The sequence below is a fragment of the Pseudomonas sp. HB05 genome, from assembly GCF_016756915.1.
Taxonomy (GTDB): domain Bacteria; phylum Pseudomonadota; class Gammaproteobacteria; order Pseudomonadales; family Pseudomonadaceae; genus Aquipseudomonas; species Aquipseudomonas alvandae.
The window spans coordinates 39,977-65,465 of sequence record NZ_JAESPG010000020.1; the positions used below are offsets into that span (position 1 = coordinate 39,977).

The following is a 25,489-nucleotide window of genomic DNA, read 5'->3' on the forward strand; positions in this document are numbered from 1 at the left end:
GGCTCCAGACACGCCAACGCGGGAGCAAGCTCCCGCGCGGCGACATCCTACCAGCCACCGCACAAATGCAGTCAACCGGCCGACCAACAAGCGATTACTTGTTGTCTTTCACTTCTTCGAACTCAGCGTCGACGACGTCGTCGGCTTTTTCAGCCGATTCGCCTTGCTGCGCGGCGCCTTCAGCTGGCTGAGCCTGTTCGGCGTACATCTTCTGAGCCACTGGAGCGGAGACTTTCGACAATTCTTCGATCTTCGCCTCGATGGCCGCCTTGTCGTCACCTTTGACAGCCGCTTCAAGGGCAACCACGGCTGCCTCGATAGCGGTTTTCTCTTCAGCGGTCACTTTCTCGCCAGCATCGGCAACCATCTTGCGAGTCGAGTGCACCAGAGCGTCACCCTGATTGCGAGCGCTTGCCAGCTCTTCGAACTTGCGGTCTTCCTCGGCGTTGACTTCAGCATCGCGGACCATTTGCTGAATTTCTTCCTCGGACAGACCGGAGTTGGCCTTGATCACGATCGACTGGGTCTTGCCGGTCGCCTTGTCTTTCGCGCCGACGTGCAGGATGCCGTTGGCGTCGATGTCGAAGGTCACCTCGATCTGTGGCACGCCACGTGGTGCCGGTGGAATCTCGGCCAGGTCGAACTTGCCCAGGGACTTGTTCTGGGCAGCTTGCTTGCGCTCGCCTTGCAGAACGTGGATGGTCACGGCGCTCTGGTTGTCATCGGCAGTCGAGAACACCTGGGATTTCTTGGTAGGAATCGTGGTGTTTTTCTCGATCAGCGCTGTCATCACGCCACCCATGGTTTCGATACCCAGGGTCAGCGGGCTTACGTCCAGCAGCAGAACGTCTTTCACGTCACCGGCGAGAACGGCGCCCTGGATAGCTGCACCCATGGCAACGGCTTCGTCAGGGTTCACATCCTTGCGAGCTTCTTTACCGAAGAAATCGGTAACCAGCTTCTGCACCAGTGGCATACGGGTCTGACCGCCGACCAGGATCACGTCGTTGATCGAACCCACGTCGATACCGGCATCCTTCATCGCAATGCGGCAAGGTTCGATGGTGCGCTGAACCAGGTCTTCCACCAGCGCTTCGAGCTTGGCGCGGGAGATTTTTACGTTCAGGTGCTTAGGACCGGTAGCGTCTGCAGTGATGTACGGCAGGTTCACGTCGGTCGACTGGCTCGAGGACAGTTCGATCTTGGCTTTTTCAGCGGCCTCTTTCAGGCGCTGCATGGCCAGCGGGTCACCCTTGAGGTTCATGCCGCTTTCTTTCTTGAACTCGTCGACGAGGTAGTCGATCAGGCGGATGTCGAAGTCTTCACCACCGAGGAAAGTGTCACCGTTGGTGGCCAACACTTCGAACTGGTGCTCACCGTCGACTTCCGCGATTTCGATCACGGAAACGTCGAAAGTACCGCCACCCAGGTCATAAACGATCACGGTGTGATCGCCCTTGGCCTTGTCCATGCCGTAGGCCAGAGCCGCCGCGGTAGGTTCGTTGATGATACGTTTTACGTCCAGGCCTGCGATGCGGCCGGCGTCTTTGGTCGCCTGGCGCTGGCTATCGTTGAAATAGGCAGGGACAGTGATGACCGCTTCAGTCACCGCTTCGCCGAGATAGTCTTCGGCGGTCTTCTTCATCTTCTTCAGAATTTCTGCCGAGATCTGTGGCGGGGCCATTTTCTGGCCGTTCACTTCAACCCAGGCGTCGCCATTGTCAGCCTTGGCGATTTTGTAAGGCACCATCTTGATGTCTTTCTGAACAACTTCTTCGTCGAACTTGCGACCGATCAGACGCTTGACCGCGTACAGGGTGTTATGCGGATTGGTCACAGCCTGACGCTTGGCGGACTGGCCCACCAGGATCTCGCCGTCGTTGGCGTATGCGATGATCGACGGCGTGGTGCGCGCGCCTTCAGCGTTTTCAATAACCTTGGCCTTGCCGTTTTCCAGCACGGAGACGCACGAGTTGGTGGTCCCCAGGTCGATGCCGATAATCTTGCCCATGTTAACTCTCCCGGAACTTGAATTTTGTTGCCGCAGCAGTGGTGGCTAACTGCGGTAGTACTTAAACGCTTGACTTCTTAATGGGGCCGTTGCGCCCGATTTCAAGCCTGCTCATCAATAGAAGGCGAAACCGGAGCTGGCGCCTTGCTGACCACAACCATGGCCGGGCGCAGCAAACGGCCGTTGAGCAGGTAGCCCTTCTGGAAAACCTTCAGCACGCTGTTTGGCTCGACATCCGCACTTTCCTGCATCGCCATCGCCTGGTGATGTTCGGCGTTGAAGGGTTCGCCGTGTGGATCGATCGCTTCAAGCTGATAGCGCTTGAGGGTGTCCTGGAACATTTTCAGGGTCAGCTCGATGCCTTCACGCATCGGACGGATGTTCTCGTCGTCCGGGTTGGACAGTTCCAGACCGCGCTCCAGGCTGTCGATGATCGGCAGCAGGTCGCCGGCGAAACGCTCCAAGGCAAACTTGTGGGCCTTCTCTACGTCTTGCTCGGCGCGACGGCGAACGTTCTGCAGATCGGCTGCTACACGCAACGCCTGATCCTGCGCACCGGCCAGTTGCTCCTCGAGCACTTGTACACGTGCCGACAGGTCTTCACCCGAGTCCTGGGGAGCCTGATTGGCGTCTAGATTTTGCGTGTCCTGCGTCTGTTCGTCAGCCATAGATTTCTCCTTTCAACTTCGTCCGCGAGCTCGACTCGCGCTTCTGCCCCGATATATGGGGCCGGGTTTTCAAGCTTCAAGGGTCACCTGACGAATTAACCCTACAAAAGGCAGCAGCATGGTCATTCCTCGAAGCACTAAGAATTTCGCCGTCCCAAGCAAATCGAGCTAAGCGCAGGCATTGTCAGCCCGAAACAAAACACTGTATAAATAACCAGACCTAAAGCCTGGGAGCGGCCTTATGCTGGTGCACCTGTCCGTACACAACTACGCCATCGTCGAACATCTCGACCTCGAACTCGATCGGGGCATGAGCGTGATTACCGGTGAAACCGGCGCGGGCAAGTCGATCATGCTCGACGCCCTGGGCCTGACGCTGGGTGACCGTGCCGACAGCGGCGTGGTGCGTCCCGGAGCGGACAAGGCCGACATCCTGGCAACCTTCGATCTGGTCGATATTCCCGAAGCCAGCACGTGGCTGGCCGAGCGCGACCTGGACACCGATGGCCTGTGCATCCTGCGCCGGGTCATCACCGCCGAGGGCCGCTCCCGAGGCTATATCAATGGCACGCCCTGCCCGTTGGGCGACCTCAAGGCCCTGGGTGAGCTGCTGATTGATATTCACAGCCAGCATGAACATCAATCCCTGCTCAAGACCGATACCCATCGCCGACTGCTCGACGAATACGCAGGCGCCACAGACCTGGCACGCCAGGTTCAACTGGCCGCGCAGCGTTGGCGGCAAACCCGGCAGGAACTGGATCGCCTCTCCAACTCTGGCGACGAACAGCGTGCTCGTCACCAGTTGTTGAGCTACCAGCTGGAAGAGCTGGAGAACCTGGCCCTGGGTGAAAACGAGCTGGAGGAATTGGAACAGGAACACAAGAACCTGACCAACGCCGAGGCGCTGCTGGGTATTTGCCGCCAGGTCGTTGAACAATGCAGCGAAAGCGATTCAGGCAATGTGCTCAACGCCCTGACGGCGAGCCTGAACCGACTCTCCAGCGTCAGCAACTCCGTAGGCGCCCTGAACGAAGCAACGAACCTGCTGACCAGTGCACAGATACAGGTCGAGGAAGCCGTCGGCGAGCTGAACCGGTTCCTCGATCATTTCGACGCCGACCCGGCACGCCTGCAATACCTCGAAGAACGCCTGGATACCATTTACACGCTCGCCCGCAAGCACCGCGTCCAGCCGACCGATGTCGTCGAGCTGCAGCAACGCCTGCTGGAAGAACTTGAAACCCTGAACGCCAATGATGAATCCATCGAGCGCCTCGGCGACGAGCTGGCGTCCTACGCGCGTCATTATCAGGAAAAAGCCACTGAGCTCAGCCAACTGCGCCGCCAGGCCGCGACAGGGCTGGCCAATGCCGTGGAGCAGGAAATCCAGCGGCTGGGCATGCCAGGCGGGCGTTTTACCATCGAGCTGCACCCCAACGCCGGCGACGAACTCCTGCCCAACGGACTGGAACAGGTCGAGCTGCTAGTCAGCGCCAACCCCGGACAGCCGCTCAAGGCGCTGGCCAAAGTGGCGTCCGGGGGCGAGCTGTCACGCATCAGCCTGGCTATCCAGGTCATCACCGCACAAACCTCACGAGTACCTACATTGGTATTTGACGAAGTGGACGTAGGGATCGGCGGTCCGACAGCGGAAATTGTCGGCCAATTGCTCCGCAGGCTGGGCGAACGCGGCCAGGTCCTGACCGTTACCCACCTGCCCCAGGTCGCAGCCCAGGGACACCAGCACCTGTTTGTGCACAAGGTGCGCGGCGAAGACGCTACTCGCACCGCCGTGTCCAAGCTCAACAAGCATGAACGCGTGGAAGAAGTGGCGCGGATGCTGGGGGGCATCGACCTGACCAAGGAGTCCTTGGCGCACGCCAAGAAAATGGTGATCGCGGCAAAAATCTAAAGGACACCGCAAAGCAAGAAGGCGACCCGAGGGTCGCCTTCTTTCGTTTTGGGAGTATTTAAATCCCGCGACGAGCTTATTTGCGCTTGCGCACGTGCAAGACGAGATGGTGATCGATCAGCTCGAAACCATACTCCTCAGCAATCGCTTTTTGCAGCTTCTCGATTTCAGGACTGACGAACTCGATAACTTCACGGGTTTCCACATCCACCATATGGTCATGGTGTTCACCGTCAGCCAATTCAAAGACAGCATGACCGCCATCAAAATTATGACGAGCCACCAGCCCCGCAGCTTCGAACTGAGTCAGAACACGGTAAACCGTGGCCAGACCGACGTCCTCGCCAGCTTCCATGAGCGCCTTGTAGACGTCTTCGGCACTCATGTGGCGTTGCTCTGCGGAATCGAGCATTTGCAGAATCTTGACCCTTGGCAGGGTCACTTTGAGGCCGGCTTTGCGTAGTTCGCTATTTTCAACCATGGTCAGCTTTCTCGCGATGCTGCTTCGCAGCTTCTCTTATTGCGGGTATGATCGGCGTTTACGTTGTCCCAGCCAAGATAGTGGAAGTCGCCCACCGATGCAAAACACCAAGCTCTTGCTAACCAGTTTCACCTTCGTGGGACTGCTCGCACTCGCCGGTTGTTCATTCCCCGGGGTTTACAAAATCGACATCCAGCAGGGCAATGTCGTCACGCAGGACATGATAGACCAGTTACGCCCGGGAATGACCCGTCGGCAAGTACGGTTTATCATGGGCAACCCCCTGCTGACCGACACGTTCCATGCCGATCGCTGGGATTACCTGTACAGCTTGCAGCCAGGTGGCGGTGAGCGGCAACAAGAACGCATCAGCGTTATCTTCAATGCCAATGATCAGCTTGTCAGCCTGTCGGGTGATTTCATGCCGGGCGTAAGCCGCGATGAAGCCATCATGGGCAAGGACAGCGGCACGACGGTGACCGACCCGACCCAGAACGCCGAACAGCCAAAACCGGAAAAACCGGCCAAGCCAGGTTCGCTGCTGGATCAGATCCAGAAAGACGTGGACAAAGTCGAGACCGTGCCTGTGCCGACTCCGGAGCCACTGGATACGTCACCGCAATAAATCGCGACAAGAAAAAACCCGGCATGCCGGGTTTTTTCATGCCTGCAATTCAGTCCGGCTATTGATCCGCCTGACGCGCCTGGGCGGCCTTGGCCGCACGCAGGCGCCGAATTTCCTTCGGATCAGCCAGCAAAGGTCGATAAATCTCAAGCCGATCCGCCGGCTGGACCACCTGCTGGTCCGGATCGGCAACCACTTTGCCAAAAATCCCGACAGGGCAAGTGGTCAGGTCCAGCTCCGGAAACTCCTCGGCAACGCCCGACACGATCAATGCGGCGCGAACAGACGTTCCTTCGTCGACCTTGAATGAGCGCAAGACCTGGCGATCGGTAGCGGCATACACCACTTCTATCTCGATCAACGCTTGAGCTCGGCGTTTTGCTTGGCCCGCTGGCAAAACGCGTCAACCAAGGTATTGGCCGCCTGATTGAACAGCGGGCCCAGCGTCGCACGTACCAGTGGCCCGGCATAATCAAATGACAGGTCCAGGCTGATCTTGCAGGCCTTCTCGCCAAGCGGCTTGAACACCCATACGCCATGAAGCTGATTGAAAGGGCCTTCTTCGAGGTTCATCTCGATGGATTGTCCCGGCACCAAGGTATTGCGAGTGACGAAATGCTGGCTCAATCCACCCTTGGCGACATTGAGACTGGCGCGCATATGGGTTTCGGAGCTTTCGAGCACCTCGGCGGACGAGCACCACGGCAGGAACTGCGGATAACTCGCCACGTCGTTGACCAGATCATAGAGCGCCTGCGCCGGATAAGGCAGCAAGGCCGAGCGTTGAATATGTGTCGTCATGCAAGCGTCACTTCCACAGCTGGGCGGCAAACACTACAAGAATGCCGATGGGCGCCACATAGCGCATCAAGAACAGGCTCAGGGCGAACAGCACCGGACTGCGCAGCGACAACTCGTCACGTACGGCTTCGCGCCCCATGACCCACCCTGCAAACACCACGAAACACAAACCTCCCAAGGGCAGCATGATCCGCGATGTAAAGAAATCAATCACCCCGAAGAAATCCAGTCCCCCGGCAGCTCCCCACTGGTAGAGGTGGAACAGGCCGTCTTCGTTCACGAAAAACTTTGCCTGCTTCCATATATTGAAGGAAAAAACCGTGCCCAGCCCCACGAACCAGCAAGTAAAGGCCAGCCAGAAGGTGACCCAGGCGCGGCTCAGGCGGGTTCGTTCCACAAGATAAGCCACCATCGGCTCAAGCAGGGAAATGGCTGAACTCCAGGCTGCGATAGCCACCAGGACAAAAAACACCACCCCCATGACTTGGCCGAACGCCATGCTGCCGAAGGCAAAAGGCAGGCTGACGAACATCAATCCCGGCCCTTCGCTGGGGTTCAGGCCGGCGGCAAACACAATCGGGAACAATGCCACCCCAGCCAACAACGATACAAAGGTGTCCAGCAACGCGACCCCGACAACGGTCTTGGTCAGAGACGCATTCTTCGGCATGTAGGCGCCATAGATCATGATCGAGCCGACTCCCACGCTGAGGGAAAAAAATGCGTGGCCCATGGCCGGCAACAAGCCATCCATGACTTTCTCCGGCTTGAAGTCGAACATGAAATGCACGCCTTCCATGAAGTGGCCCGTGGTCATGCTGTAGCCCAGCAACACCAGGATCATCACGAACAGGAGTGGCATCATGATCCGCAGGCTGCGCTCAAGCCCGGCGACCACGCCTCGGGCAATCACCACGGCAGAGAGCACCAGGAAAAGTGTGTGCCAAAGCGTCAGCCTCCACGGATCGGCGATCACATTGCCGAAGTAGGCCCCCACCTCATCGGGCGTCGCACCTTGGAAATCCCCACGCCCCATGTCGATGATGTAGTCCAGCGACCAGCCACCCACCACGCTGTAGAAGGACAGGATCAGCAACGCCGTGATCATCCCGGCGAACGCGCCCCATGACCACTTCGGCGAGTGCCCTGCCTCTACCGCCAACACCTTCAAGGCGTTGGCCGGGCTCTGACGGGCGCGACGACCGATCAACGTTTCCGCCAGCATCACCGGTGCGCCGATGAGGACGATGCACGCCAGGAACATCAATACGAAAGCTCCGCCGCCATAGACGCCGACCATGTACGGAAACTTCCAGATACTACCCAGGCCCACGGCCGAACCGGTCGCGGCGAGTATGAAGACCCAGCGGCTAGCCCAACTGCCGTGGACAGAAACCTTGTCTGTCGACATCGTGATCACGCCCAAGCGTTCAAAAAAGAGGCCGCATTGTCCGGGATTCACGCAACCTGCTCAAGCACACCGCTTCACCGTAGCCGACACGCACGCAACTGCCTATAATGCCGCCCCTATGGCTAAACAGAAGAAACACCCCACAGGGACCATCGCGCAAAACAAAAAGGCGCGACACGATTACTTCATCGAACAACGTTTCGAGGCTGGCATGGTCCTGGCCGGCTGGGAAGTAAAGAGCTTGCGTGCCGGCAAGGCGCAACTGGTCGACAGTTATGTCTTGCTCAAGGACGGCGAAGCGTGGCTGCTCGGCAGTCATATCACGCCGCTGACCACCGCCAGCACCCATGTCATTGCTGACCCAGTGCGGTCGCGCAAGCTGCTGCTGAACAAGCGCGAGCTGGAGAAGCTCTTTGCTTCCGTGCAGCAGAAGGGTTATGCGTGCGTCTGCACGTCGCTGTACTGGAGCAAGCACTTGATCAAGTGTGAAATTGCCCTGGGCAAGGGCAAGAAGGAATACGACAAGCGCGATACCGAACGCGAACGCGACGCCGGTCGCGAGTTGCAGCGCGCGGTGCGCAACAAGGGCAAGGAAGACTAAGCCCTCGATCTTTGTGGGAGCGAGCTTGCTCGCGATGGCGTCGTCACATCCGCTGTAGATGGGTCTGACAGACCGTCTTCGCGAGCAGGCTCGCTCCCACAGATTCAACAATCATGATCAGATCCCCTTGCGCCGCTCCGCCCGCGCCATCCGCTGCACTTCCTGCCGCACCTCTTCCAGGACTTCCTGCACATACAGGATATGTCGGCTGGAGACTTCCCGCGCCAGCTCCGCGTGCCCGTCCATGATGGCTTGATACAGCTCGCGATGCTGACTGATCAGCATGTCGCGCGTCTCGCTACGCTGCTTGTACATGCCACCGATATTGGTCACCACGTTGCGCTTGAGCAGGTCGAACAGTCCGCGAATGGTGTGCAGCAAGACCGCGTTATGACTGGCCTCGGCGATCGCCAGGTGGAAACGTGCATCCGCCGCACCCTCCTCTGCCCGACTCACTTCTTCGTGGCGCGAATAACAATCCTGCAACGCTTCGAACGCGGTCGTCAGTCGCTCGCGGTCGACTTCCGTAGCGCGCAGTGCTGCGTAATAAGCGCAGGATGCTTCCAAGGTATGACGAAACTCCAATAAGTCGCGCTGTGCTTCGGGATTGCTTTCCAAGAGCTGCAGCAGCGGATCACTGAAGGTCGAGCCCAGCGACTCCACCACATAGTTGCCGCCGCCCTGGCGACTGATCAGCAAGCCTTTGGCCGTCAGCTTCTGGATCGCTTCACGCAGCGAAGGGCGTGATACGCCGAACTGCTCGGCCAGGGTCCGCTCGGCCGGCAGGCGCTCACCTGACTTCAGCGTGCCCTCGAGGATCATGCCTTCAAGCCGCTCGACAATATCGTCAGACAAACGGCGCTGACGAATCTGATCAAACCCCATAACTCAATTCTCCACGATCCCGACGGCTCGCCGGGCTCTCTATTCTGGCCCATCCGGGCCTTGTCCACACCCACCAAAAACCGCCAATGCCTGCAGATCAGATGTGATCTGCACCGCTTATTCGACGAAAGTTTCAGGGCGGCAAATTGACACACGACAACCAAGGCTTTTACCCTAGCCGACAGCGCTTGTAAACTGGTATTACCAATTAACCAGAAACGCTGACCAGTGCCTGACCAACAACAATTAGGGGCTCACCCAATATGCAAACCTGGCAACAGCTTTACAGCCCGCTCGGCAGCCTAGGCTTGTCCGCACTCGCGGCCGTCATTCCCATCGTGTTTTTCTTCCTGGCCCTGGCGGTGTTTCGCCTGAAGGGACACGTGGCCGGTAGTATCACCCTGGCCCTGGCGATTGCCGTGGCGATCTTCGCGTTCAATATGCCTGCAGATATGGCTTTCGCCGCCGCCGGCTATGGTTTTGCCTACGGTTTGTGGCCCATCGCCTGGATCATCGTCGCCGCAGTGTTCCTCTACAAACTCACGGTCAAGAGCGGCCAGTTCGAGGTCATCCGCAGCTCGGTGCTGTCGATTACCGATGACCAACGCCTGCAAGTGCTGTTGATCGGCTTTTGCTTCGGCGCATTCCTCGAAGGTGCCGCCGGTTTCGGCGCACCCGTGGCAATCACCGCGGCCCTGCTGGTCGGCCTGGGCTTCAACCCCTTGTATGCCGCTGGCCTGTGCCTGATCGCCAACACGGCACCGGTCGCCTTTGGCGCGCTGGGTATCCCGATCATCGTGGCCGGGCAGGTCACCGGGATCGACGCGTTCAAGATCGGCGCCATGACCGGTCGCCAACTGCCGTTGTTGTCGCTATTCGTGCCGTTCTGGCTGGTGTTCATGATGGACGGCCTGCGTGGCGTGCGGGAAACCTGGCCGGCGGCGCTGGTGGCAGGCTTGAGCTTCGCCATCACCCAGTATTTCACGTCGAACTTCATCGGCCCGGAACTGCCGGACATCACGTCCGCCCTCGCCAGCCTGATTTCCTTGACGCTGTTCCTGAAAGTCTGGCAGCCCAAGCGCACCGCAGGCGCCCAGATTGCGGGCGCCACCTCCAGCGCAACAGTCACCGCCAGCGCCGGTGGTTTCGGCCAGCCGCGCAGCACCGTGGCGTCGCCCTACAGCCTGGGGGAAATCATCAAGGCCTGGTCGCCTTTCCTGATTCTCACCGTGCTGGTCACGATCTGGACCTTGAAACCCTTCAAGGCGATGTTCGCCGCTGGCGGCTCGATGTACGCCTGGGGGTTCAACTTCGCTATTCCGCACCTGGATCAATTGGTCATCAAGTCCGCACCTATCGTGGTCAACCCGACCGCCATCCCGGCCGTGTTCAAGCTTGATCCGATTTCCGCCACCGGTACGGCGATTTTCTTCTCAGCGCTGATCTCGATGCTGGTATTGAAAATCAACGTCAAAACTGGTCTTACCACTTTCAAAGAGACCCTTTTCGAGTTGCGCTGGCCCATCCTGTCCATCGGCATGGTGCTGGCGTTCGCGTTTGTCACCAACTACTCCGGCATGTCCTCGACCATGGCCCTGGTATTGGCCGGCACTGGCGCGGCGTTCCCGTTCTTCTCGCCGTTCCTGGGTTGGCTGGGCGTGTTCCTGACCGGCTCCGATACGTCGTCCAACGCGCTGTTCAGCTCGCTGCAAGCCACCACCGCGCACCAGATCGGCGTCAACGACACCTTGCTGGTGGCGGCCAATACCAGCGGCGGCGTGACCGGCAAGATGATTTCGCCACAATCGATCGCCGTGGCCTGCGCGGCGACCGGGCTGGTAGGCAAGGAATCGGATCTGTTCCGTTTCACCCTGAAACACAGCCTATTCTTTGCAACGATCGTTGGCCTGATCACGCTGGCCCAGGCCTACTGGTTCACCGGCATGCTGGTTCACTAAGTACTACACGAAACACTGAAAAAACCGACGCCGAACCGTGATTCGGCGTCTGCTATTCACAACCGGGTCTGCAAGGCTGCTGAAAGATTTCCTCACTATATTCAGCAGCCTCAGCGGACGGATAACCGGGACCACCCGGAGACACGCCTGATGAGCGAGCTTTTTTACAACGCCGTACCGAACGCGACCCGTGTCGCCCCGCCCCTGCCCGAGCCTCGGCAGTACCCCAGCGAGAAACCTCCTCGGGTCTACCTGTTCGGGACATGCGTGGTGGACCTGTTCTATCCCGAGGCCGGGATGGATGCGATTCATCTGCTCGAACGCGAAGGGATCCGAGTGGAGTATCCGCAAGGGCAAACGTGCTGCGGGCAGCCGGCGTACACGTCCGGATACACCGAGCAGGCGCGGACGGTGGCGCGGGCGCAACTGGCGTTGTTTGCCGGGGATTATCCGGTGGTCGTGCCGTCGGGCTCGTGCGCCGGCATGCTGCGTGAACATTACGCCGACTTGTTCAAGGACGAGCCGCAAACGCTCAAGCAGGTCCAGGCGCTGGCTGCCAGGACCTATGAGCTGGCCGAGTTCCTGTTGTTCGTCTGCAAGGTGCAATTGAACGACGGCGGCACGCCGGTGAAGGTTGCGCTGCATACGTCCTGCTCGGCACGCCGGGAAATGAATACCCACCTGCATGGCCGTGCGTTGTTGGCGCAGTTGCGCAATGTGGAACGCGTCGAACACAGTCATGAAAGTGAGTGCTGTGGTTTTGGTGGGACGTTCAGCGTTCGCATGCCGGACATTTCCGGCGCGATGGTGGCCGACAAGACCCGGGCACTGAAGGAATCCGGCGCGCATCAGGTGGTCAGCGCCGATTGTGGGTGCTTGATGAATATCAATGGCGCCCTGGAAAAACAGCAGGAAGCGTTGCGCGGCCAACACCTGGCGAGCTTCCTCTGGCAGCGAACCGGAGGTGCCGCATGAGCACGCCGACGCTGATCCCGACCGTTGAAGTGGGGAATGATTTTCGCGCCCGCGCCCACAAGGCGCTGGACGACACGCAACTGCGAAATAACTTTCGCAGCGCGATGGATTCACTGATGACCAAACGGGCAACGTCTTTCAGCGATGCCCACGAAAGAGAACATTTGCGAGTGCTGGGCAACGCTGTCCGCGCCCGTGCGTTATCCAAGCTGCCCGACCTGCTCGAGCAACTTGAAAGCAACCTGACCCGCAACGGTGTGAAAGTACACTGGGCGGAAACGGTGGACGAAGCCAACGGCATCGTCCTTTCGATCATCCGCGCTCACGAGGCGCGGCAAGTGATCAAGGGCAAATCGATGGTCAGCGAAGAGATGGAGATGAACCATTTCCTCGAGGCTCGGGACATTGAATGTCTCGAATCCGACATGGGGGAATACATCGTCCAGCTCGATCACGAGAAGCCTTCACACATCATTATGCCGGCGATCCACAAGAATGCCGGTCAGGTCGCGTCCTTGTTCCACGACAAACTCGGCGTGGAGTACACCAAGGACGTTGACCAACTCATTCAGATCGGTCGCAAGGTCTTGCGGCAGAAATTCTTCGAAGCTGACATTGGCGTTTCCGGCGTCAACTTTGCCGTCGCCGAAACCGGCACCCTGCTGCTGGTGGAGAACGAGGGTAACGGGCGGATGTCCACTACGGTGCCGCCGGTGCACATTGCCGTGACTGGCATCGAAAAGGTCGTGGAAAACCTGCGCGATGTGGTGCCGCTGCTCTCGCTGCTGACCCGCTCGGCCCTCGGCCAACCGATCACCACCTACGTCAACATGATCTCCGGGCCGCGCAAGCCTGACGAACTGGACGGTCCCCAGGAAGTCCACCTGGTCTTGCTCGATAACGGTCGCAGCCAGGCGTTTGCCGACAGCGAACTGCGCCAGACCCTGAATTGCATCCGCTGCGGCGCCTGTATGAACCATTGCCCGGTCTATACCCGAATCGGTGGCCATGCCTACGGGGAGGTTTACCCAGGGCCTATCGGAAAAATCATCACACCGCACATGGTCGGCCTGGCGAAGGTGCCGGATCACCCGAGCGCATCTTCGCTGTGCGGAGCCTGCGGCGAAGTATGCCCGGTGAAGATTCCGATCCCAGCCCTGCTGCGGCGGCTGCGGGAGGAAAACGTCAAGGCGCCGGACAGTCCCAACCCGATCATGCGCGGCCAGGGCAGTAAATACTCGGCCAAGGAACGGTTCATCTGGAATGCCTGGGCCCGGCTAAACAGCTCGCCACGGCTGTACCGATTGTTTGCTTTCCTTGCCACACGCCTGCGCGCCCTGGCACCGCAAAATGTCGGCCCGTGGACGCAGAACCACAGCGCCCCGAAACCCGCCGCCCGCTCACTGCATGACCTGGCCCGCGACCACCTGAACCCGCAGGGAGACCGCTGATGAGCGCCAAGGAAAATATCCTCGCCAAGCTGCGTAAAAGCCTGACCGGCACCACGCCGGTTGCCGACACCTATGACGTTGAACTGGTGACGCAGACCTACCGCTATGCGCCTGAAGAACGCATCCCGCAATTGCGCAAGCAAATGGAAGCGGTGCACACCGAGATCCACCTGACCTCCGGCGAAGCCTGGCCGGCACTGTTGGCGCAACTACTGCGAGACCGACAACTGCCGAGCCTGTTGATCGCGCCGACAACGCCTCACGGACAAAAAATCGTACAGTTCTGGGCGAATAATCCGGACCTGCCAGCTCTAAAGGCCTACGACCGGCCTGTAGAAGAATGGAAAGCCGAACTGTTCAACCACACCCCGGCCAGCCTGACCGGCACCCTTGGCGCCATCGCCGCCACCGGCAGCCTGATTCTCTGGCCGACACGGGAAGAACCGCGTCTGATGAGCCTCGTCCCACCGGTGCATTTCGCCCTGCTCAAGGCCAGCGAGATTCGCGACAACTTCTATGAAGTGCAACAGGAATTCGCGTGGGCCCAGGGCATGCCAACCAATGCCCTGCTGGTGTCCGGCCCATCGAAAACCGCCGATATCGAGCAAGTCCTGGCTTACGGCGCCCATGGTCCGAAGGACCTGGTGGTACTGATCCTGGAGGACCAATGACGCTTCCGGCCCCTTTCCTGCGCGACGCATACCAACTGATCCCGCAAAAACGACGCTTTGACGATCCCTTGTCCACCCTGGCCTTCGGCACCGACGCCAGTTTCTATCGCCTGATTCCGAAACTGGTGGTGCGCGTCGAATCCGAAGATGAAGTCATCGCCCTGCTGAAACTGGCCCAACGCGACCAGGTCCCGGTCACGTTCCGCGCCGCCGGTACCAGCTTGTCAGGCCAAGCCATCAGCGATTCGGTGCTGATCGTGCTTGGAGATAACTGGAACGGCCGGGAAATTCGCGAGCAAGGCCACCAGATTCGCTTGCAACCCGGCGTCATCGGCGCCCAGGCCAACGCCTGGCTAGCCCCATTCGGACGCAAGATCGGCCCGGACCCGGCGTCGATCAATGCCTGCAAGATAGGCGGTATCGTCGCCAACAACGCCAGCGGCATGTGCTGCGGCACGGCGCAGAATACTTATCACACCCTCGCCGGCATCCGCCTGGTCCTGGCTGACGGCACGCGCCTGGACACCGAAGACGCCGCCAGCGTGGCGGCTTTTCGCACAAGCCATGGTGAACTGTTGGAGCAACTGGCGATCCTGGGTCGCGAAACCCGCGCCAACACGGAACTGGCCACCCGAATTCGCCACAAATACCGTCTGAAAAATACCACCGGCCTGTCACTCAACGCCCTGGTGGACTTCGACGAGCCTGTGGATATCTTGAGCCACTTGCTGGTGGGCTCCGAAGGAACCCTCGGTTTCATCAGCGCGGTGACCTACAACACGGTCATCGATCACCCGAACAAGGCGTCGGCGCTGATCGTCTTCCCTGACGTCGAAACCTGCTGCAACGCCGTCACCGTGCTGAAAAGCCAGCCGGTCTCCGCGGTCGAGCTGCTGGACCGTCGCAGCCTGCGTTCGGTGCAGGACAAGCCGGGCATGCCAGATTTCGTACAGCATCTGTCGAACAATGCCTGCGCCTTGCTGATCGAATCCCGCGCGGCTTCGTCATCGTTATTGCAAGAGCAACTGGCCCTGATCATGGCCTCGCTGGCAGGTTTCCCGGTGGAAAAGCAGGTCGATTTCACTGAAGACCCACGGGAAAACGCCCGGCTCTGGGCGATCCGCAAGGACACCTTCCCAGCCGTGGGCGCGGTCCGCAAGACCGGAACCACCGTGATCATCGAAGACGTGACCTTCCCGGTCGAGCAACTGGCGATCGGTGTGAACCGCCTGATCGCGCTGTTCGACAAGCATCACTACGACGAAGCGATCCTTTTCGGACACGCGCTGGAAGGCAATCTGCACTTCGTCTTCACCCAAGGCTTCAACAGCGCCGACGAAGTCGCACGCTACCAAGCGTTCATGGATGACGTAGCGCAATTGGTGGCGGTGGAATTCGGTGGCTCGCTCAAAGCCGAACACGGCACCGGCCGCAACATGGCGCCGTTCGTCGAGCTGGAATGGGGCAGCGACGCCTATCAATTGATGTGGCAGCTCAAGCGCCTGCTCGATCCCAATGGCATTCTCAACCCGGATGTGGTGCTCAGCGAGGATCCACAGATTCACCTCAAGCACCTCAAGCCCTTGCCTGCCGCCGATGAGATTGTGGACAAGTGCATCGAGTGCGGCTTCTGCGAGCCGGTCTGTCCGTCCAAGGACCTGACCCTGAGCCCGCGTCAGCGCATTGTGATCTGGCGAGACATCCAGGCGAAAAAACGCGCCGGCACCGATACCTCGGAGCTGGAAACGGCTTATCAATACCAGGGCATCGACACCTGCGCCGCCACCGGGCTTTGCGCCCAACGTTGCCCTGTAGGAATCAACACCGGCGAACTGGTGAAAAAGCTCCGTGGCCGCAGCGCAACGCGTACGAAAACCGCTGATTGGCTTGTCGGCAATTTCGCTACCGCACTGCAAGGGGCGCGCTTTACGCTGCATGTGGCCAATGGTGCGCGAATGCTCTTGGGGGCACCGCGCCTGGCACGTTTGTCGGCAGGCCTGACGCGGCTATCCAAAGGGCAAGTTCCACAGTGGACCAACGCCATGCCGCAGCCGGAAAGGGCCATTCGCTTCAGTCCCGCCGTGTCGGATGAACGACCCAGGGTGGTTTATCTGGCGGCCTGTGTGTCGCGGGTCATGGGCCCTGCCGCGGGCGACAGGGAACAGATGTCGCTGCATGACAAAACCCGAGGCCTGCTGGAAAAGGCCGGCTATCAAGTCGTTTTTCCGGACAACGTAGACAGCCTTTGCTGCGGCCAGCCTTTCGCGTCCAAAGGCTATGCCGAACAAGCCGAGCATAAGCGCCAGGAACTGATCGGCGCGCTGCTGCACGCCAGTCGCGGCGGACTCGATCCGATTTACTGCGACACAAGCCCTTGCACACTGCGATTGGTCCAGGACCTCGGCGACGTGCGCCTGGACCTGTATGACCCGGTGCGCTTCATCCGCACGCACCTGATGGATCGCCTCGACTTTACGCCTCAGGAAGCGCCCATCGCAGTTCATGTCACCTGCAGCACGCAACACCTAGGAGAAAGCCAGGCGCTGATCGATCTGGTGCGCAAGTGCAGCAATAACGTGGTCATCCCGGAAGGCATTCATTGCTGTGGTTTTGCCGGTGACAAAGGCTTCACCACGCCGGAGCTGAACGCCCATTCGTTGCGCTCGCTGAAAGGGGCGGTACAGCATTGCAGCGAAGGGATTTCCACCAGCCGCACATGCGAGATCGGTCTGACACGTCATGGGGAAATCGACTACCACGGGTTGGTGTATCTGGTCGACCGCGTCACCCGGCCCAAACCCAACAAGGGCGAGGGCTCTGCGACGGGATTCGAAGAAAAATCGAATTCCTGCACTTCGCTGTAGTCACTTGAATAGGCCCGGCTCCGCTGGGCCCTACCCCAACTCGGCCTGTCCGTGACATCCGACAGCACCGAGACCATACGTTCAAGGAGATACACATGAAGCGCACCGCACTTGCTGGCTTGTTCATTTCCGCTGCGATGTTGGCCTCTCCGGTGTTTGCAAATAGCCAGGCAGACCTTTGCCAAGTCAACCTGCAAAAAATCAAGGACGCCAAGGTCAGCACCGAGGAAATGAGTGAAAGCATGAAATCTGACATCGATGCCACTATCCAGCAGGCCTCCGCTGCCCAGGCCAAAGGTACCGAGCAGGGCACGAAGGAATGCATCTCGCTGACCACTCAAGCCATTCAGAAATTGCAGAACAACACCAAAGGCGATCAGCAGTAATGTCGCGCCCGGCCAACCTTCGGGTTGGCCTCAGACGCGGATTGGCGTACACTGCACATGCCTGCCGCTCCAACAGATTCACGGAACGCCAGGTTCGGGGCCGTTTAGGATTCGACGCCGGTTGCGAAACTTTAGGTGCATGCCGAGTTGGTAACAGAACTCGTAAATCCACTGTTGCAACTTCCTATAGTTGCCAATGACGAAACCTACGGGGAATACGCTCTCGCTGCGTAAGCAGCCTTAGCCCTTCCCTTCTGGTACCTTCGGGTCCAGCAATCACCAGGGGATGTCCGTAAACCCAAAGTGATTGTCATATAGAACGGAATCGCCGTGCAGTACGTTGTGGACGAAGCGGCTAAAACTTACACAACTCGCCCAAAGCACCCTGCCCGTCGGGTCGCTGAGGGTTAACTTAATAGACACGGCTACGCATGTAGTACCGACAGCGGAGTACTGGCGGACGGGGGTTCAAATCCCCCCGGCTCCACCATTTCATCATCTAAAGACGTCCACGGACGTCTTTTTTTGTGCCTGGAATCCAGAAAAATCAAGGGTTTAGGCGCTATTGGGCTCCGTAGAGGTTTTCTGAGTTCCAGCCGTTTGGGTATTCCAAATGGTATTCCAAGCCATCCGGTGTTATTTTTTGGAATACCAAAACGGTGTCAGAGGTAGCTCTCATGCCTGCTCCAGCCCTTCGCCTTTCCGACCGCCAGCTCAAGGCAATCAAGGCAAAAGACAAGGATTACGTCCTCAGCGATGGTGACGGCCTCCAGCTCCGAGTCAGGAGCAACGGCTCGATGCTGTGGAACTTCAACTACCGCGAGCCGGTAACCAAAAATCGTATCAATATGGGGCTGGGCACGTACCCAGAGCTCTCACTAGCGAACGCCAGGAAAAAAGTGGTGGAAGCGCGCGAGCTGCTTGCACAAGGCATTGATCCCAAGGTGCAACGCAATGCACAGGACGAAGCCAAACGAGCGGAGACGGAACATACGTTCGAGAACGTGGCCACCGCCTGGTTCGAGCTGAAGAAGGACTCCGTCACGCCGGCGTACGCAGAAGACATTTGGCGCTCGCTCACGCTGCATGTATTTCCAGACCTGAAAACAACGCCGCTCTCGAAAATCAGCGCACCGATGGTCATCGAACTGCTTCGCCCAATCGAGGCCAAAGGCAGCCTCGAGACAGTGAAGCGATTGAGCCAACGGCTCAACGAGATCATGACCTACGGGGTGAACTCCGGGTTGATTTTCGCTAACCCCCTCAGTGGCATTCGGGCGGTATTCAAGAAACCCAAGAAACAGAACATGGCCGCGCTACGACCCGATGAGCTTTCCGAGCTCATGATCGAAATCGCGAACGCCAGCATCAAGCGGATCACCCGCTGCCTGATCGAATGGCAACTGCACACTATGACCCGTCCTGCCGAAGCGGCTACCGCCCGATGGGTAGACATCGACTTTGACAAACGCATCTGGACCATCCCGCCGGAGCGCATGAAAAAGCGTCGCCCGCATACCATCCCGCTGACCGAACAGACACTCGCGTTACTGGAGGCGCTCAAGCCCCACAGCGGCCACAGGGAATACGTGTTCCCGGCAGATAGAAACCCGCGCACCCACGCCAACAGTCAGACTGCTAACATGGCGTTGAAACGCATGGGCTTCCAGGACCGCTTGGTCAGCCACGGCATGCGCTCCATGGCAAGCACCATCCTGAACGAGCATGGGTGGGATCCGGAGCTAATCGAAGTCGCGCTGGCGCATGTCGACAAGGACGAAGTCCGAAGCGCTTACAACCGAGCTGACTACATCGAACGCCGGCGTCCGATGATGGCTTGGTGGAGTGAGCACATCCAAAAAGCGGCCACTGGCAACCTGTCGGCATCTGCGATCAATCAAACCAAGGACCACAACGTCGTGCCGATACGGTGAGCGCTCACCGGACGCCGCCGGTAACCGAAAATGACTCCCCAGATGGAGTGATGGTTGATTTGGCGACAGCGGCGACACCGGCGACAACCCGCGCAATACCTGGCCTGCAGCATGGCGACAGAAGTGGCGACTGTCGCCGCTGCAAGCCTCACTCTTGGGGCTTTCTCGGCCAAGCCCACGCGAGCGGGAAGGCTCTGCATTCCCACTCGCATGGGCTCTGCGTGAATACATCTCACTTGACCACCTAATTGCATTGCCACTGACCAGTTGTTTGCAGCCGACTTCACCAGTCATTTGCATTCGCGCTGACCAGCCGTTTGCAGTTGATAGGTGTCAGCGGGTGCCACTCAGCGCGAGTACGTCAGCCAAGCACTCAAGGACTGCAACCGACCGATTCTGTTGAAAAAGTCGGACGTGGTTTCCGCGGTAGAAAAGTACGCGCCTGAGATTGAAATCCTTACCTTCGGCAGAGGCTACCGGGCTTGGATTTCACGTAGCAGCGTGCAGAAAAGGCGTTTTCACCGATCAATATGCGGGCAGTCTGGAAGGACCGACTTTTTCAACAGAATCGACACTAAAGAGACATTCGCTGTTCTCCTCTCCCTGCTGCAACCCGAACTGCTACAACCGCGGGCGAGAGGTCATTTGCCTGCTCACCCCATAAACTGTATGCATAGCCGATATCAATGTAACAGCACCGCAAAAGCCGGCAGGAGACAAATCTACTCCTGCTTGGAAACGGCCACTCTGTTGGGACAGCTTTTATAAAAGAGCCTATGGCGCCAGCTAAATTGACGCGAAAGTAGTAGGAATCCATTTGGAGATTTCTTTTATGTTGTCCAATTGCCTGCGTCCTTATAGGCTCAGAGCCCTAAAAAACGAAGCGGATCCCCGATGATCACGGAAATTCCAACTAGTGATGAATTCGCAGCGGCTGCCTACGCGCAGTTCGACTTTGCGTGGGACATTGTCATTTCATTTCTGACGACACTGGACGAAGCCGGCCAGTATGTGGATGTGGACAAGGATGACCAGACTCAGTTCTGGGAGGCCGCACGGCAAAGGATTCTGACTTCACTCATTATTGCCCAGCAGGGCGTCGAACTCGCGATCAAAGGCAAGCTCGTAGGCTTCAGCCCGTACTTGCTACTGGCCGGATCTCCGTCGGATTGGCCTAAGGACAAGACTGGTAAGGGGATAGAGTATTCAGAGTTTCGTACCATTGACGCCCAAGACCTGATAAAGGCTTACAACACGGTAAGCCCTCAGCCTTTCGACCCCAAATTCATGGAGCTATTCGAGCGGGTACGGAGGCTTCGAAACTCAGCTATGCATTCAGTAAATGCGAAGCTTCAGATCTCACCCAAAGAAGTTATTTTGATCATCCTCGAAGCCCACGAGCACCTCTACTCAGACCAAAGCTGGGTCATGGCGCGAAGAGACTTCTTGTTCTCAGCACCCGCGGCTCAGATTTATTTCGACAATGACCACATTGACGGCATCTTGGTCCGTGAGTTTTGGACAGTTTTCAACCTACTATCCAAGTCCGAGCGCGAACGCTTCTTCAAGGTAGCCGCGGGTGTTCGCAAATATATCTGTCCAGCTTGCAAATATCACTCTGGCGAACTTGACGGGCCTACCCCTCACTATGCCGTACTGAGTCCGAACAAACCGAAGTCCTCCACCTTATGGTGCTTCGTGTGTAACGATACGCACCTTGTGCACCGAAAAAAATGTATCACCGAAGGGTGCAAGGGCAACGTCATCAGCGAAGAGTATGTTCACTGCTGTACCTGTGGTGAAGAGCAGTAATCGTGATCAAAGACTAGGAGCGGTGCACTATCACTAATAGCGCGGCTCCGCTTAAAATCGCTCTGGCCCGCATCGACAATCAATTTTTTCGGGAGCATCATCGCACTCTCGCCGGCTTCCACCGCCTATAGCGTATCTAGGTCGGCTTTAAGTGCTGCAAGAAGCTTTTTATTCAAATCAGCAGTTCGCTCATTTAGTCCGGTAGCTTTTGCATTAATCTCATCAGGAATGCGCTTAGTATATCGAAACTCTTCACTGAAAATATAACCGATTACCCCTTCGAGGTACGACTTTGACTGGGTTATGGTTGCTCGCAGCGCATCCAGCAAATCAATTATTTCTTGAGCCGCATTTAGTTTTACACCGTTAACCTGTGCAAAAAGCTTAGCCTCCTGTGCCCTGACTGAGCTGATGATAGCTGTAGCCTTATCATTAGCCTCGGCAAACAACTTGTTCGAAATACCAAAATCACTTGCAAACCATGCACTGATCATTGGCCTAAGCTCATTTTCGATAATTTCGATATTCAGCCCGCGAAACGCATCAAGCTCATCCATAAACTTGTGATATTCGCGACTTTTGTTTTCATATTTATACTTACGCTTCTGTATATCGATCTCATGATCTCGCTTTTGCTTATCAAGTTTTTCAGCGCTCTGCTGCTTCAGGCTCTCGATTTCTTTAGCGTGAACTTGCTTCACCCTCTCAGTCTCTAAAGTATAATCGTGTATTACTCTTTGCTTTTCGACCTCAATGCGCCCAACGTCTTCAAACAACGCTCTATTCTTGGCCTTTTCTTTGTAAAGCGTTTTAAAAAAACCAATTACACAGACAACTAGCAATGATGTAACTGTAGCGAAGAGTGCTTCCATTAATTCCATAATAATTCCTAGTGATAATTTTGATTATAGCAACCTCAACAACGCCCGATCCTAGAAGGGAATCTTTCCGGCGGTACGATGCTTGCACCACGCGAACCAACGAGAGACCGAGCAAGCTCAATGTATCTTCTTTGGCAAGTTACTATATTTTGAATTACCTATTCAAATATCGAACCCTACACTCTTTCGGCCGTGATCTAATCTGGACCACTATCACACACACATGAACTGGCCCCTTCCCCTTTATGGGGCCTGGCTTTGCATAGCGAACAACTACTGACTGAGTTCGTCTCCAGCATCTTTACGACTGTAAATAGCCCATTTTTCATATTTCACGGCATCGATCGTGGCGGCTTCGTTAATTGTTCCAGCTAGCTTTTGTTTAAGTTGCGCCTCGGTAAAACCATACGCCTTTCCTTTTCCGTCGATAGCGTCTTGAATTTTACGCGCGCCTTTCAATCTCGCATGCGGAACAGAAAGTTTAGCTTTGTGTGAAATGACACCGGTGATATGGGCTGGGACTCCAAACCTAAATATTTTGGTTTTTTCTTTTGCTAATTCATAACCAAAGCGGCTGGCGATAATCTTTAGTTCAGATTGAAATTTTCCAGAAATTTGATCTCCAGAAAAGGTTAAGTCATCTATATAACAGGTGAAATTTAATCCGTATTTGATTGCCAAGACTTCGCACTTATCAAATAAGCCCTTAGCTGCCCAAAGCGAAAGAAGAGGGCTAAGTGGGCTTCCCGTAGGCATTACACCATTCCAGGTTGTCAACGAGGCAAGCCTGCCTGCGATATCTGTTGGGCAGCACATAGTATTATGAAAGAAATCATGCACAAGACAGTAGCGGGTAGATCCATAGAAGTTTTTCAGATCGAATGTTGCTGTTTGTCGAGCGCCAAGATGAATAGCTGCATTCGTTTGATACGAGCGGTGCTTTACTCCACCTTGAACGTAGCCGGGGTACTGGACACGACGGAGTATGGATAAAATTCTCTCGTGTAGTTTCCGAAGGCGAGATTTAGGCTCCTGAACGGCTCGATTTTTACGGGATTTTCCCGTGAATGGATTAGGAGCTAGAACCTTGTTGAAGAGTTTGTAATTGCTTTCTGATTGCAAAATCACTTCAAGTTCGATAGTGCTAATATTGAGCAAGTCAGCCAATCGCTTCGGCGACCCTACTTTATATAAGGCGCACTGATGAATTGGTAGTTCATTGTCGGGCTTTCGTTTTTTCCTTATATTTTTCTTTGGCTGCATCTCGATCTTCATTCCATTCAAGTAACGAAATAATTGTTTTCGCCAATCCGAAACGCAGGTTGTCAGTAGGGCGAGGGGAGTCGATACTCTCAGAAAAAAACAAAATCGATGACAGTGGTATCTCGAAATAATCGCTGTATTTTCTCAGCAACTCAATAGATGGTTGCTTCTTTCCAGACTCAATCTCGGATAGGTGAGAGTTTGATATTCCCAATCGAGAACATAACTCTGTTTGAGATAAGTCGTAGTAAGAACGAATTAATTTAAGGGCCTTGCCTAACATTTTGCACACCTCTGATGAATGTGACACCAGCGGGGTAGACTACTCATGGAAGAACGCGATGATCTTCATCCAGTGCTTGTCAATTATCGACAGTAACGGCACAAGAATCTTGATCACACCAAAGCAGGTTTTGAGTAATCTCAAACGCTGCTTTGTCTTCACTTTTGCCAGGTACAGTTCTTCGGCTTTCTCGTCACGTGGTTGCATATTGAATGCTCCTGTAAGGGTTTGCGTCAGTCCACGACATGTGGAACCGACCTCTCGATGCAACCTTTACAAGCCAAATGACCGATGTTTGAACTGTATTTTTCCCCCTCGCTGAAATCACCAGGCTTCGACGTCTCGACGAAGCCTACAAGACCGCACCACATACGCGCACGGTGACGACCGCACACGCCCGGCCCAAAAGTTAGAGGTCCAAAATCAACCCCCGCAGTGCCGTAGCACCTACAAGCAATCGAGAAATCATCGACCGCAAAATCATCATGGCAGAACACGATAGGCAGGTCAAAAAATATTTTCGCTCACAGCGAAAATATTTCGTGATTACCCTGTCCCCCACTACGTTGGACATGGCGCACGCCAGATTGGCGAAATGAGTACTTTTGACTGTTGCAGGCACTTTCACGAATCTCGCCTGACTCTATCTAAATGCTGCCTGCTGGACGCGCTGAAATTTGTGGAGCAGGTGAAGGGAAAATGAACCCTCGCTATCAGCGCGGGAAGCTTTTGATACCGCCTGAAGCCGTATTCAAGATCCGTGCTGAGCAAAATCCAATGAGGCTTCTATTTCCTTCTTCGAAGAAAGCCGCTTTGGCCGCTGAGCATCAGATCCCCAGGAGCCGCTTGATGATCATCGGGTGATACCCAGCGAGTTCCTCCCCCCTCACCAGGTATCGATTAGTCCGGTAAAATTCTTCCTCGATTTGACATTCACCAGGCCTGAACGAGATCAATCGCAAGTCGTACATATATAGTGATCGCATCGGCCACCCGCTCCACTCTCCAAACGAAAAAGCTCTATTTGTACAGGGCTTTTTATTTCATTTCTGGAAGCTGTCGAAACCTTTAGAGAACGGGATCAGGAAAGCTGACGCACACGCCCTTCAAGCAGACTTCTTCCTAGAGAAAAGAACCAGCACTGTGCCAACAATGCGAATCCCCAGACGAAAAAGAAGCTAGCCTTTGAGAGCTGAAATGTTTCGGGCTCATACCGCCACCAAAGAATCGGGATAGCGAAGAAAAGGCCGACCAACACACGCCACAGAGAGTGGAATGCTGTTCCGACTTCTGTCCAGGTGGAGCGCCAGAAAGCAGAACGAGCTTTCATCAGCTCTGTTTTTTTCCAAACAAAGCGGTCAAAGAGAACAGCTATGAGATAAGGCGCCGGCAAGGTGACCAGGTACCAGAGTACTTTATCAGGTGGCATCTGAGCCTTAACTGCAGCGTCCAGCAGCTTAACTCCACCTGACCAGTAAGCGATGAAGGTGGGGACGCTTCCCAAAGCCAAAGCAATGAAAAACTCTTGATACAGCCTCGTGCGCTTATCCATAACCACCATAAAGTCAATTTTAGAGCGCCATCATAACAGCATTGCGCCACTATCAGCCTGG

Annotated in this window: 23 protein-coding genes and 1 other RNA gene; 12 read left to right on the plus strand and 12 right to left on the minus strand. The window is 56.4% G+C overall.

Features of this window, described 5'->3' with window-relative positions; genetic code table 11:
* Positions 1 to 94: 94 nt before the first annotated feature.
* A complete protein-coding gene (gene dnaK, locus JMN22_RS18140) occupies positions 95 to 2,011 on the minus strand; it encodes a molecular chaperone DnaK (protein WP_030139778.1) in 1,917 nt (638 codons plus the stop codon).
* Positions 2,012 to 2,112: 101 nt separating this feature from the next.
* Entirely contained in the window at positions 2,113 to 2,679 is a 567-nt protein-coding gene (gene grpE, locus JMN22_RS18145) for a nucleotide exchange factor GrpE (RefSeq protein WP_181287537.1), read from the minus strand.
* A gap of 241 nt (positions 2,680 to 2,920) precedes the next feature.
* Here grpE and recN point away from each other — a divergent pair, with 241 nt between their 5' ends.
* The gene (gene recN / locus JMN22_RS18150) at positions 2,921 to 4,594 is read left to right on the plus strand and encodes a DNA repair protein RecN (RefSeq protein ID WP_030139776.1); all 1,674 of its coding nucleotides are present in this window, start codon (positions 2,921 to 2,923) and stop codon (positions 4,592 to 4,594) included.
* A 76-nt stretch (positions 4,595 to 4,670) separates the two neighbouring features.
* Here the strand turns inward: recN and fur are convergent, their stop codons facing one another.
* Positions 4,671 to 5,075: a ferric iron uptake transcriptional regulator gene (gene fur / locus JMN22_RS18155; RefSeq protein ID WP_030139775.1), complete on the minus strand. Its 405-nt coding sequence runs from the start codon at positions 5,073 to 5,075 to the stop codon at positions 4,671 to 4,673.
* 97 nt (positions 5,076 to 5,172) lie between these two features.
* Here fur and JMN22_RS18160 point away from each other — a divergent pair, with 97 nt between their 5' ends.
* Positions 5,173 to 5,700 (plus strand): outer membrane protein assembly factor BamE, encoded by a 528-nt coding sequence (locus JMN22_RS18160; protein WP_030139774.1) that lies wholly within the window; start codon positions 5,173 to 5,175, stop codon positions 5,698 to 5,700.
* Positions 5,701 to 5,758: 58 nt separating this feature from the next.
* On the opposite strand, the gene JMN22_RS18165 is transcribed toward JMN22_RS18160, so the two are convergent.
* From JMN22_RS18165 to JMN22_RS18175, 3 genes are read right to left on the minus strand one after another with little or no spacing between them, the layout of a single operon-like run.
* Complete coding sequence (locus JMN22_RS18165; protein WP_030139773.1) at positions 5,759 to 6,061, minus strand: RnfH family protein; 303 nt, start codon at positions 6,059 to 6,061, stop codon at positions 5,759 to 5,761.
* Positions 6,058 to 6,501: a type II toxin-antitoxin system RatA family toxin gene (locus JMN22_RS18170; RefSeq protein ID WP_030139772.1), complete on the minus strand. Its 444-nt coding sequence runs from the start codon at positions 6,499 to 6,501 to the stop codon at positions 6,058 to 6,060. The genes JMN22_RS18165 and JMN22_RS18170 overlap by 4 nt, the downstream gene beginning before the upstream one ends.
* A gap of 7 nt (positions 6,502 to 6,508) precedes the next feature.
* Positions 6,509 to 7,912: a sodium-dependent transporter gene (locus tag JMN22_RS18175; RefSeq protein ID WP_030139771.1), complete on the minus strand. Its 1,404-nt coding sequence runs from the start codon at positions 7,910 to 7,912 to the stop codon at positions 6,509 to 6,511.
* A gap of 118 nt (positions 7,913 to 8,030) precedes the next feature.
* Between JMN22_RS18175 and smpB the strand changes: the two genes are divergently transcribed.
* Entirely contained in the window at positions 8,031 to 8,513 is a 483-nt protein-coding gene (gene smpB, locus JMN22_RS18180; RefSeq protein ID WP_030139770.1) for an SsrA-binding protein SmpB, read from the plus strand.
* 117 nt (positions 8,514 to 8,630) lie between these two features.
* Here the strand turns inward: smpB and JMN22_RS18185 are convergent, their stop codons facing one another.
* Positions 8,631 to 9,398: a GntR family transcriptional regulator gene (locus JMN22_RS18185; RefSeq protein WP_030139769.1), complete on the minus strand. Its 768-nt coding sequence runs from the start codon at positions 9,396 to 9,398 to the stop codon at positions 8,631 to 8,633.
* 263 nt (positions 9,399 to 9,661) lie between these two features.
* Here JMN22_RS18185 and JMN22_RS18190 point away from each other — a divergent pair, with 263 nt between their 5' ends.
* The 9 genes from JMN22_RS18190 to JMN22_RS18230 all read left to right on the plus strand — a co-directional run bounded on the left by JMN22_RS18190 (position 9,662) and on the right by JMN22_RS18230 (position 21,449).
* Complete coding sequence (locus tag JMN22_RS18190; protein WP_198797621.1) at positions 9,662 to 11,356, plus strand: lactate permease LctP family transporter; 1,695 nt, start codon at positions 9,662 to 9,664, stop codon at positions 11,354 to 11,356.
* 150 nt (positions 11,357 to 11,506) lie between these two features.
* Positions 11,507 to 12,331 carry a (Fe-S)-binding protein gene (locus tag JMN22_RS18195; protein WP_030139767.1) on the plus strand — a complete coding sequence of 275 codons (825 nt, stop codon included), beginning with the start codon at positions 11,507 to 11,509 and terminating at the stop codon, positions 12,329 to 12,331.
* Complete coding sequence (locus JMN22_RS18200; protein WP_030139766.1) at positions 12,328 to 13,782, plus strand: LutB/LldF family L-lactate oxidation iron-sulfur protein; 1,455 nt, start codon at positions 12,328 to 12,330, stop codon at positions 13,780 to 13,782. Before JMN22_RS18195 ends, JMN22_RS18200 begins: the two co-directional genes overlap by 4 nt.
* Positions 13,782 to 14,453 (plus strand): LutC/YkgG family protein, encoded by a 672-nt coding sequence (locus tag JMN22_RS18205; protein ID WP_198797622.1) that lies wholly within the window; start codon positions 13,782 to 13,784, stop codon positions 14,451 to 14,453. Before JMN22_RS18200 ends, JMN22_RS18205 begins: the two co-directional genes overlap by 1 nt.
* Complete coding sequence (locus JMN22_RS18210; RefSeq protein WP_198797623.1) at positions 14,450 to 17,317, plus strand: FAD-binding and (Fe-S)-binding domain-containing protein; 2,868 nt, start codon at positions 14,450 to 14,452, stop codon at positions 17,315 to 17,317. The genes JMN22_RS18205 and JMN22_RS18210 overlap by 4 nt, the downstream gene beginning before the upstream one ends.
* A 95-nt stretch (positions 17,318 to 17,412) precedes the next feature.
* A complete protein-coding gene (locus JMN22_RS18215) occupies positions 17,413 to 17,703 on the plus strand; it encodes a hypothetical protein (RefSeq protein WP_030139763.1) in 291 nt (96 codons plus the stop codon).
* Between the two features lie 96 nt (positions 17,704 to 17,799).
* Positions 17,800 to 18,193: a transfer-messenger RNA gene (ssrA, locus tag JMN22_RS18220) on the plus strand.
* Between the two features lie 187 nt (positions 18,194 to 18,380).
* The gene (locus JMN22_RS18225) at positions 18,381 to 19,637 is read left to right on the plus strand and encodes an integrase domain-containing protein (RefSeq protein WP_198797624.1); all 1,257 of its coding nucleotides are present in this window, start codon (positions 18,381 to 18,383) and stop codon (positions 19,635 to 19,637) included.
* Between the two features lie 894 nt (positions 19,638 to 20,531).
* A complete protein-coding gene (locus tag JMN22_RS18230) occupies positions 20,532 to 21,449 on the plus strand; it encodes a hypothetical protein (protein ID WP_198797625.1) in 918 nt (305 codons plus the stop codon).
* Between the two features lie 125 nt (positions 21,450 to 21,574).
* Here the strand turns inward: JMN22_RS18230 and JMN22_RS18235 are convergent, their stop codons facing one another.
* The 5 genes from JMN22_RS18235 to JMN22_RS18255 all read right to left on the minus strand — a co-directional run bounded on the left by JMN22_RS18235 (position 21,575) and on the right by JMN22_RS18255 (position 25,428).
* A complete protein-coding gene (locus JMN22_RS18235) occupies positions 21,575 to 22,330 on the minus strand; it encodes a hypothetical protein (RefSeq protein WP_198797626.1) in 756 nt (251 codons plus the stop codon).
* Positions 22,331 to 22,603: 273 nt separating this feature from the next.
* Positions 22,604 to 23,593: a reverse transcriptase family protein gene (locus tag JMN22_RS18240; protein WP_198797627.1), complete on the minus strand. Its 990-nt coding sequence runs from the start codon at positions 23,591 to 23,593 to the stop codon at positions 22,604 to 22,606.
* Complete coding sequence (locus JMN22_RS18245) at positions 23,547 to 23,876, minus strand: helix-turn-helix transcriptional regulator (RefSeq protein WP_198797628.1); 330 nt, start codon at positions 23,874 to 23,876, stop codon at positions 23,547 to 23,549. The genes JMN22_RS18240 and JMN22_RS18245 overlap by 47 nt, the downstream gene beginning before the upstream one ends.
* 39 nt (positions 23,877 to 23,915) lie before the next feature.
* Positions 23,916 to 24,083 carry a hypothetical protein gene (locus JMN22_RS18250; RefSeq protein WP_192102760.1) on the minus strand — a complete coding sequence of 56 codons (168 nt, stop codon included), beginning with the start codon at positions 24,081 to 24,083 and terminating at the stop codon, positions 23,916 to 23,918.
* Positions 24,084 to 24,957: 874 nt separating this feature from the next.
* Positions 24,958 to 25,428: a hypothetical protein gene (locus JMN22_RS18255; RefSeq protein ID WP_198797629.1), complete on the minus strand. Its 471-nt coding sequence runs from the start codon at positions 25,426 to 25,428 to the stop codon at positions 24,958 to 24,960.
* Positions 25,429 to 25,489 lie beyond the last annotated feature (61 nt).

Bases quoted from the DNA above. Each gene is read 5' to 3' on its own strand.
- JMN22_RS18195 (WP_030139767.1), top strand. From the start codon at position 11,507: ATGAGCGAGCTTTTTTACAACGCCGTACCGAACGCGACCCGTGTCGCC.
- JMN22_RS18215 (WP_030139763.1), top strand. From the start codon at position 17,413: ATGAAGCGCACCGCACTTGCTGGCTTGTTCATTTCCGCTGCGATGTTG.
- JMN22_RS18240 (WP_198797627.1), bottom strand. From the start codon at position 23,593: ATGCAGCCAAAGAAAAATATAAGGAAAAAACGAAAGCCCGACAATGAA.
- JMN22_RS18190 (WP_198797621.1), top strand. From the start codon at position 9,662: ATGCAAACCTGGCAACAGCTTTACAGCCCGCTCGGCAGCCTAGGCTTG.
- JMN22_RS18245 (WP_198797628.1), bottom strand. From the start codon at position 23,876: ATGTTAGGCAAGGCCCTTAAATTAATTCGTTCTTACTACGACTTATCT.
- JMN22_RS18230 (WP_198797625.1), top strand. From the start codon at position 20,532: ATGATCACGGAAATTCCAACTAGTGATGAATTCGCAGCGGCTGCCTAC.
- JMN22_RS18250 (WP_192102760.1), bottom strand. From the start codon at position 24,083: ATGCAACCACGTGACGAGAAAGCCGAAGAACTGTACCTGGCAAAAGTG.
- JMN22_RS18200 (WP_030139766.1), top strand. From the start codon at position 12,328: ATGAGCACGCCGACGCTGATCCCGACCGTTGAAGTGGGGAATGATTTT.
- JMN22_RS18225 (WP_198797624.1), top strand. From the start codon at position 18,381: ATGCCTGCTCCAGCCCTTCGCCTTTCCGACCGCCAGCTCAAGGCAATC.
- JMN22_RS18175 (WP_030139771.1), bottom strand. From the start codon at position 7,912: ATGTCGACAGACAAGGTTTCTGTCCACGGCAGTTGGGCTAGCCGCTGG.
- JMN22_RS18255 (WP_198797629.1), bottom strand. From the start codon at position 25,428: ATGGATAAGCGCACGAGGCTGTATCAAGAGTTTTTCATTGCTTTGGCT.
- JMN22_RS18160 (WP_030139774.1), top strand. From the start codon at position 5,173: ATGCAAAACACCAAGCTCTTGCTAACCAGTTTCACCTTCGTGGGACTG.
- fur (WP_030139775.1), bottom strand. From the start codon at position 5,075: ATGGTTGAAAATAGCGAACTACGCAAAGCCGGCCTCAAAGTGACCCTG.
- JMN22_RS18170 (WP_030139772.1), bottom strand. From the start codon at position 6,501: ATGACGACACATATTCAACGCTCGGCCTTGCTGCCTTATCCGGCGCAG.
- JMN22_RS18235 (WP_198797626.1), bottom strand. From the start codon at position 22,330: ATGGAATTAATGGAAGCACTCTTCGCTACAGTTACATCATTGCTAGTT.
- smpB (WP_030139770.1), top strand. From the start codon at position 8,031: ATGGCTAAACAGAAGAAACACCCCACAGGGACCATCGCGCAAAACAAA.
- JMN22_RS18185 (WP_030139769.1), bottom strand. From the start codon at position 9,398: ATGGGGTTTGATCAGATTCGTCAGCGCCGTTTGTCTGACGATATTGTC.
- grpE (WP_181287537.1), bottom strand. From the start codon at position 2,679: ATGGCTGACGAACAGACGCAGGACACGCAAAATCTAGACGCCAATCAG.
- dnaK (WP_030139778.1), bottom strand. From the start codon at position 2,011: ATGGGCAAGATTATCGGCATCGACCTGGGGACCACCAACTCGTGCGTC.
- JMN22_RS18210 (WP_198797623.1), top strand. From the start codon at position 14,450: ATGACGCTTCCGGCCCCTTTCCTGCGCGACGCATACCAACTGATCCCG.
- recN (WP_030139776.1), top strand. From the start codon at position 2,921: ATGCTGGTGCACCTGTCCGTACACAACTACGCCATCGTCGAACATCTC.
- JMN22_RS18205 (WP_198797622.1), top strand. From the start codon at position 13,782: ATGAGCGCCAAGGAAAATATCCTCGCCAAGCTGCGTAAAAGCCTGACC.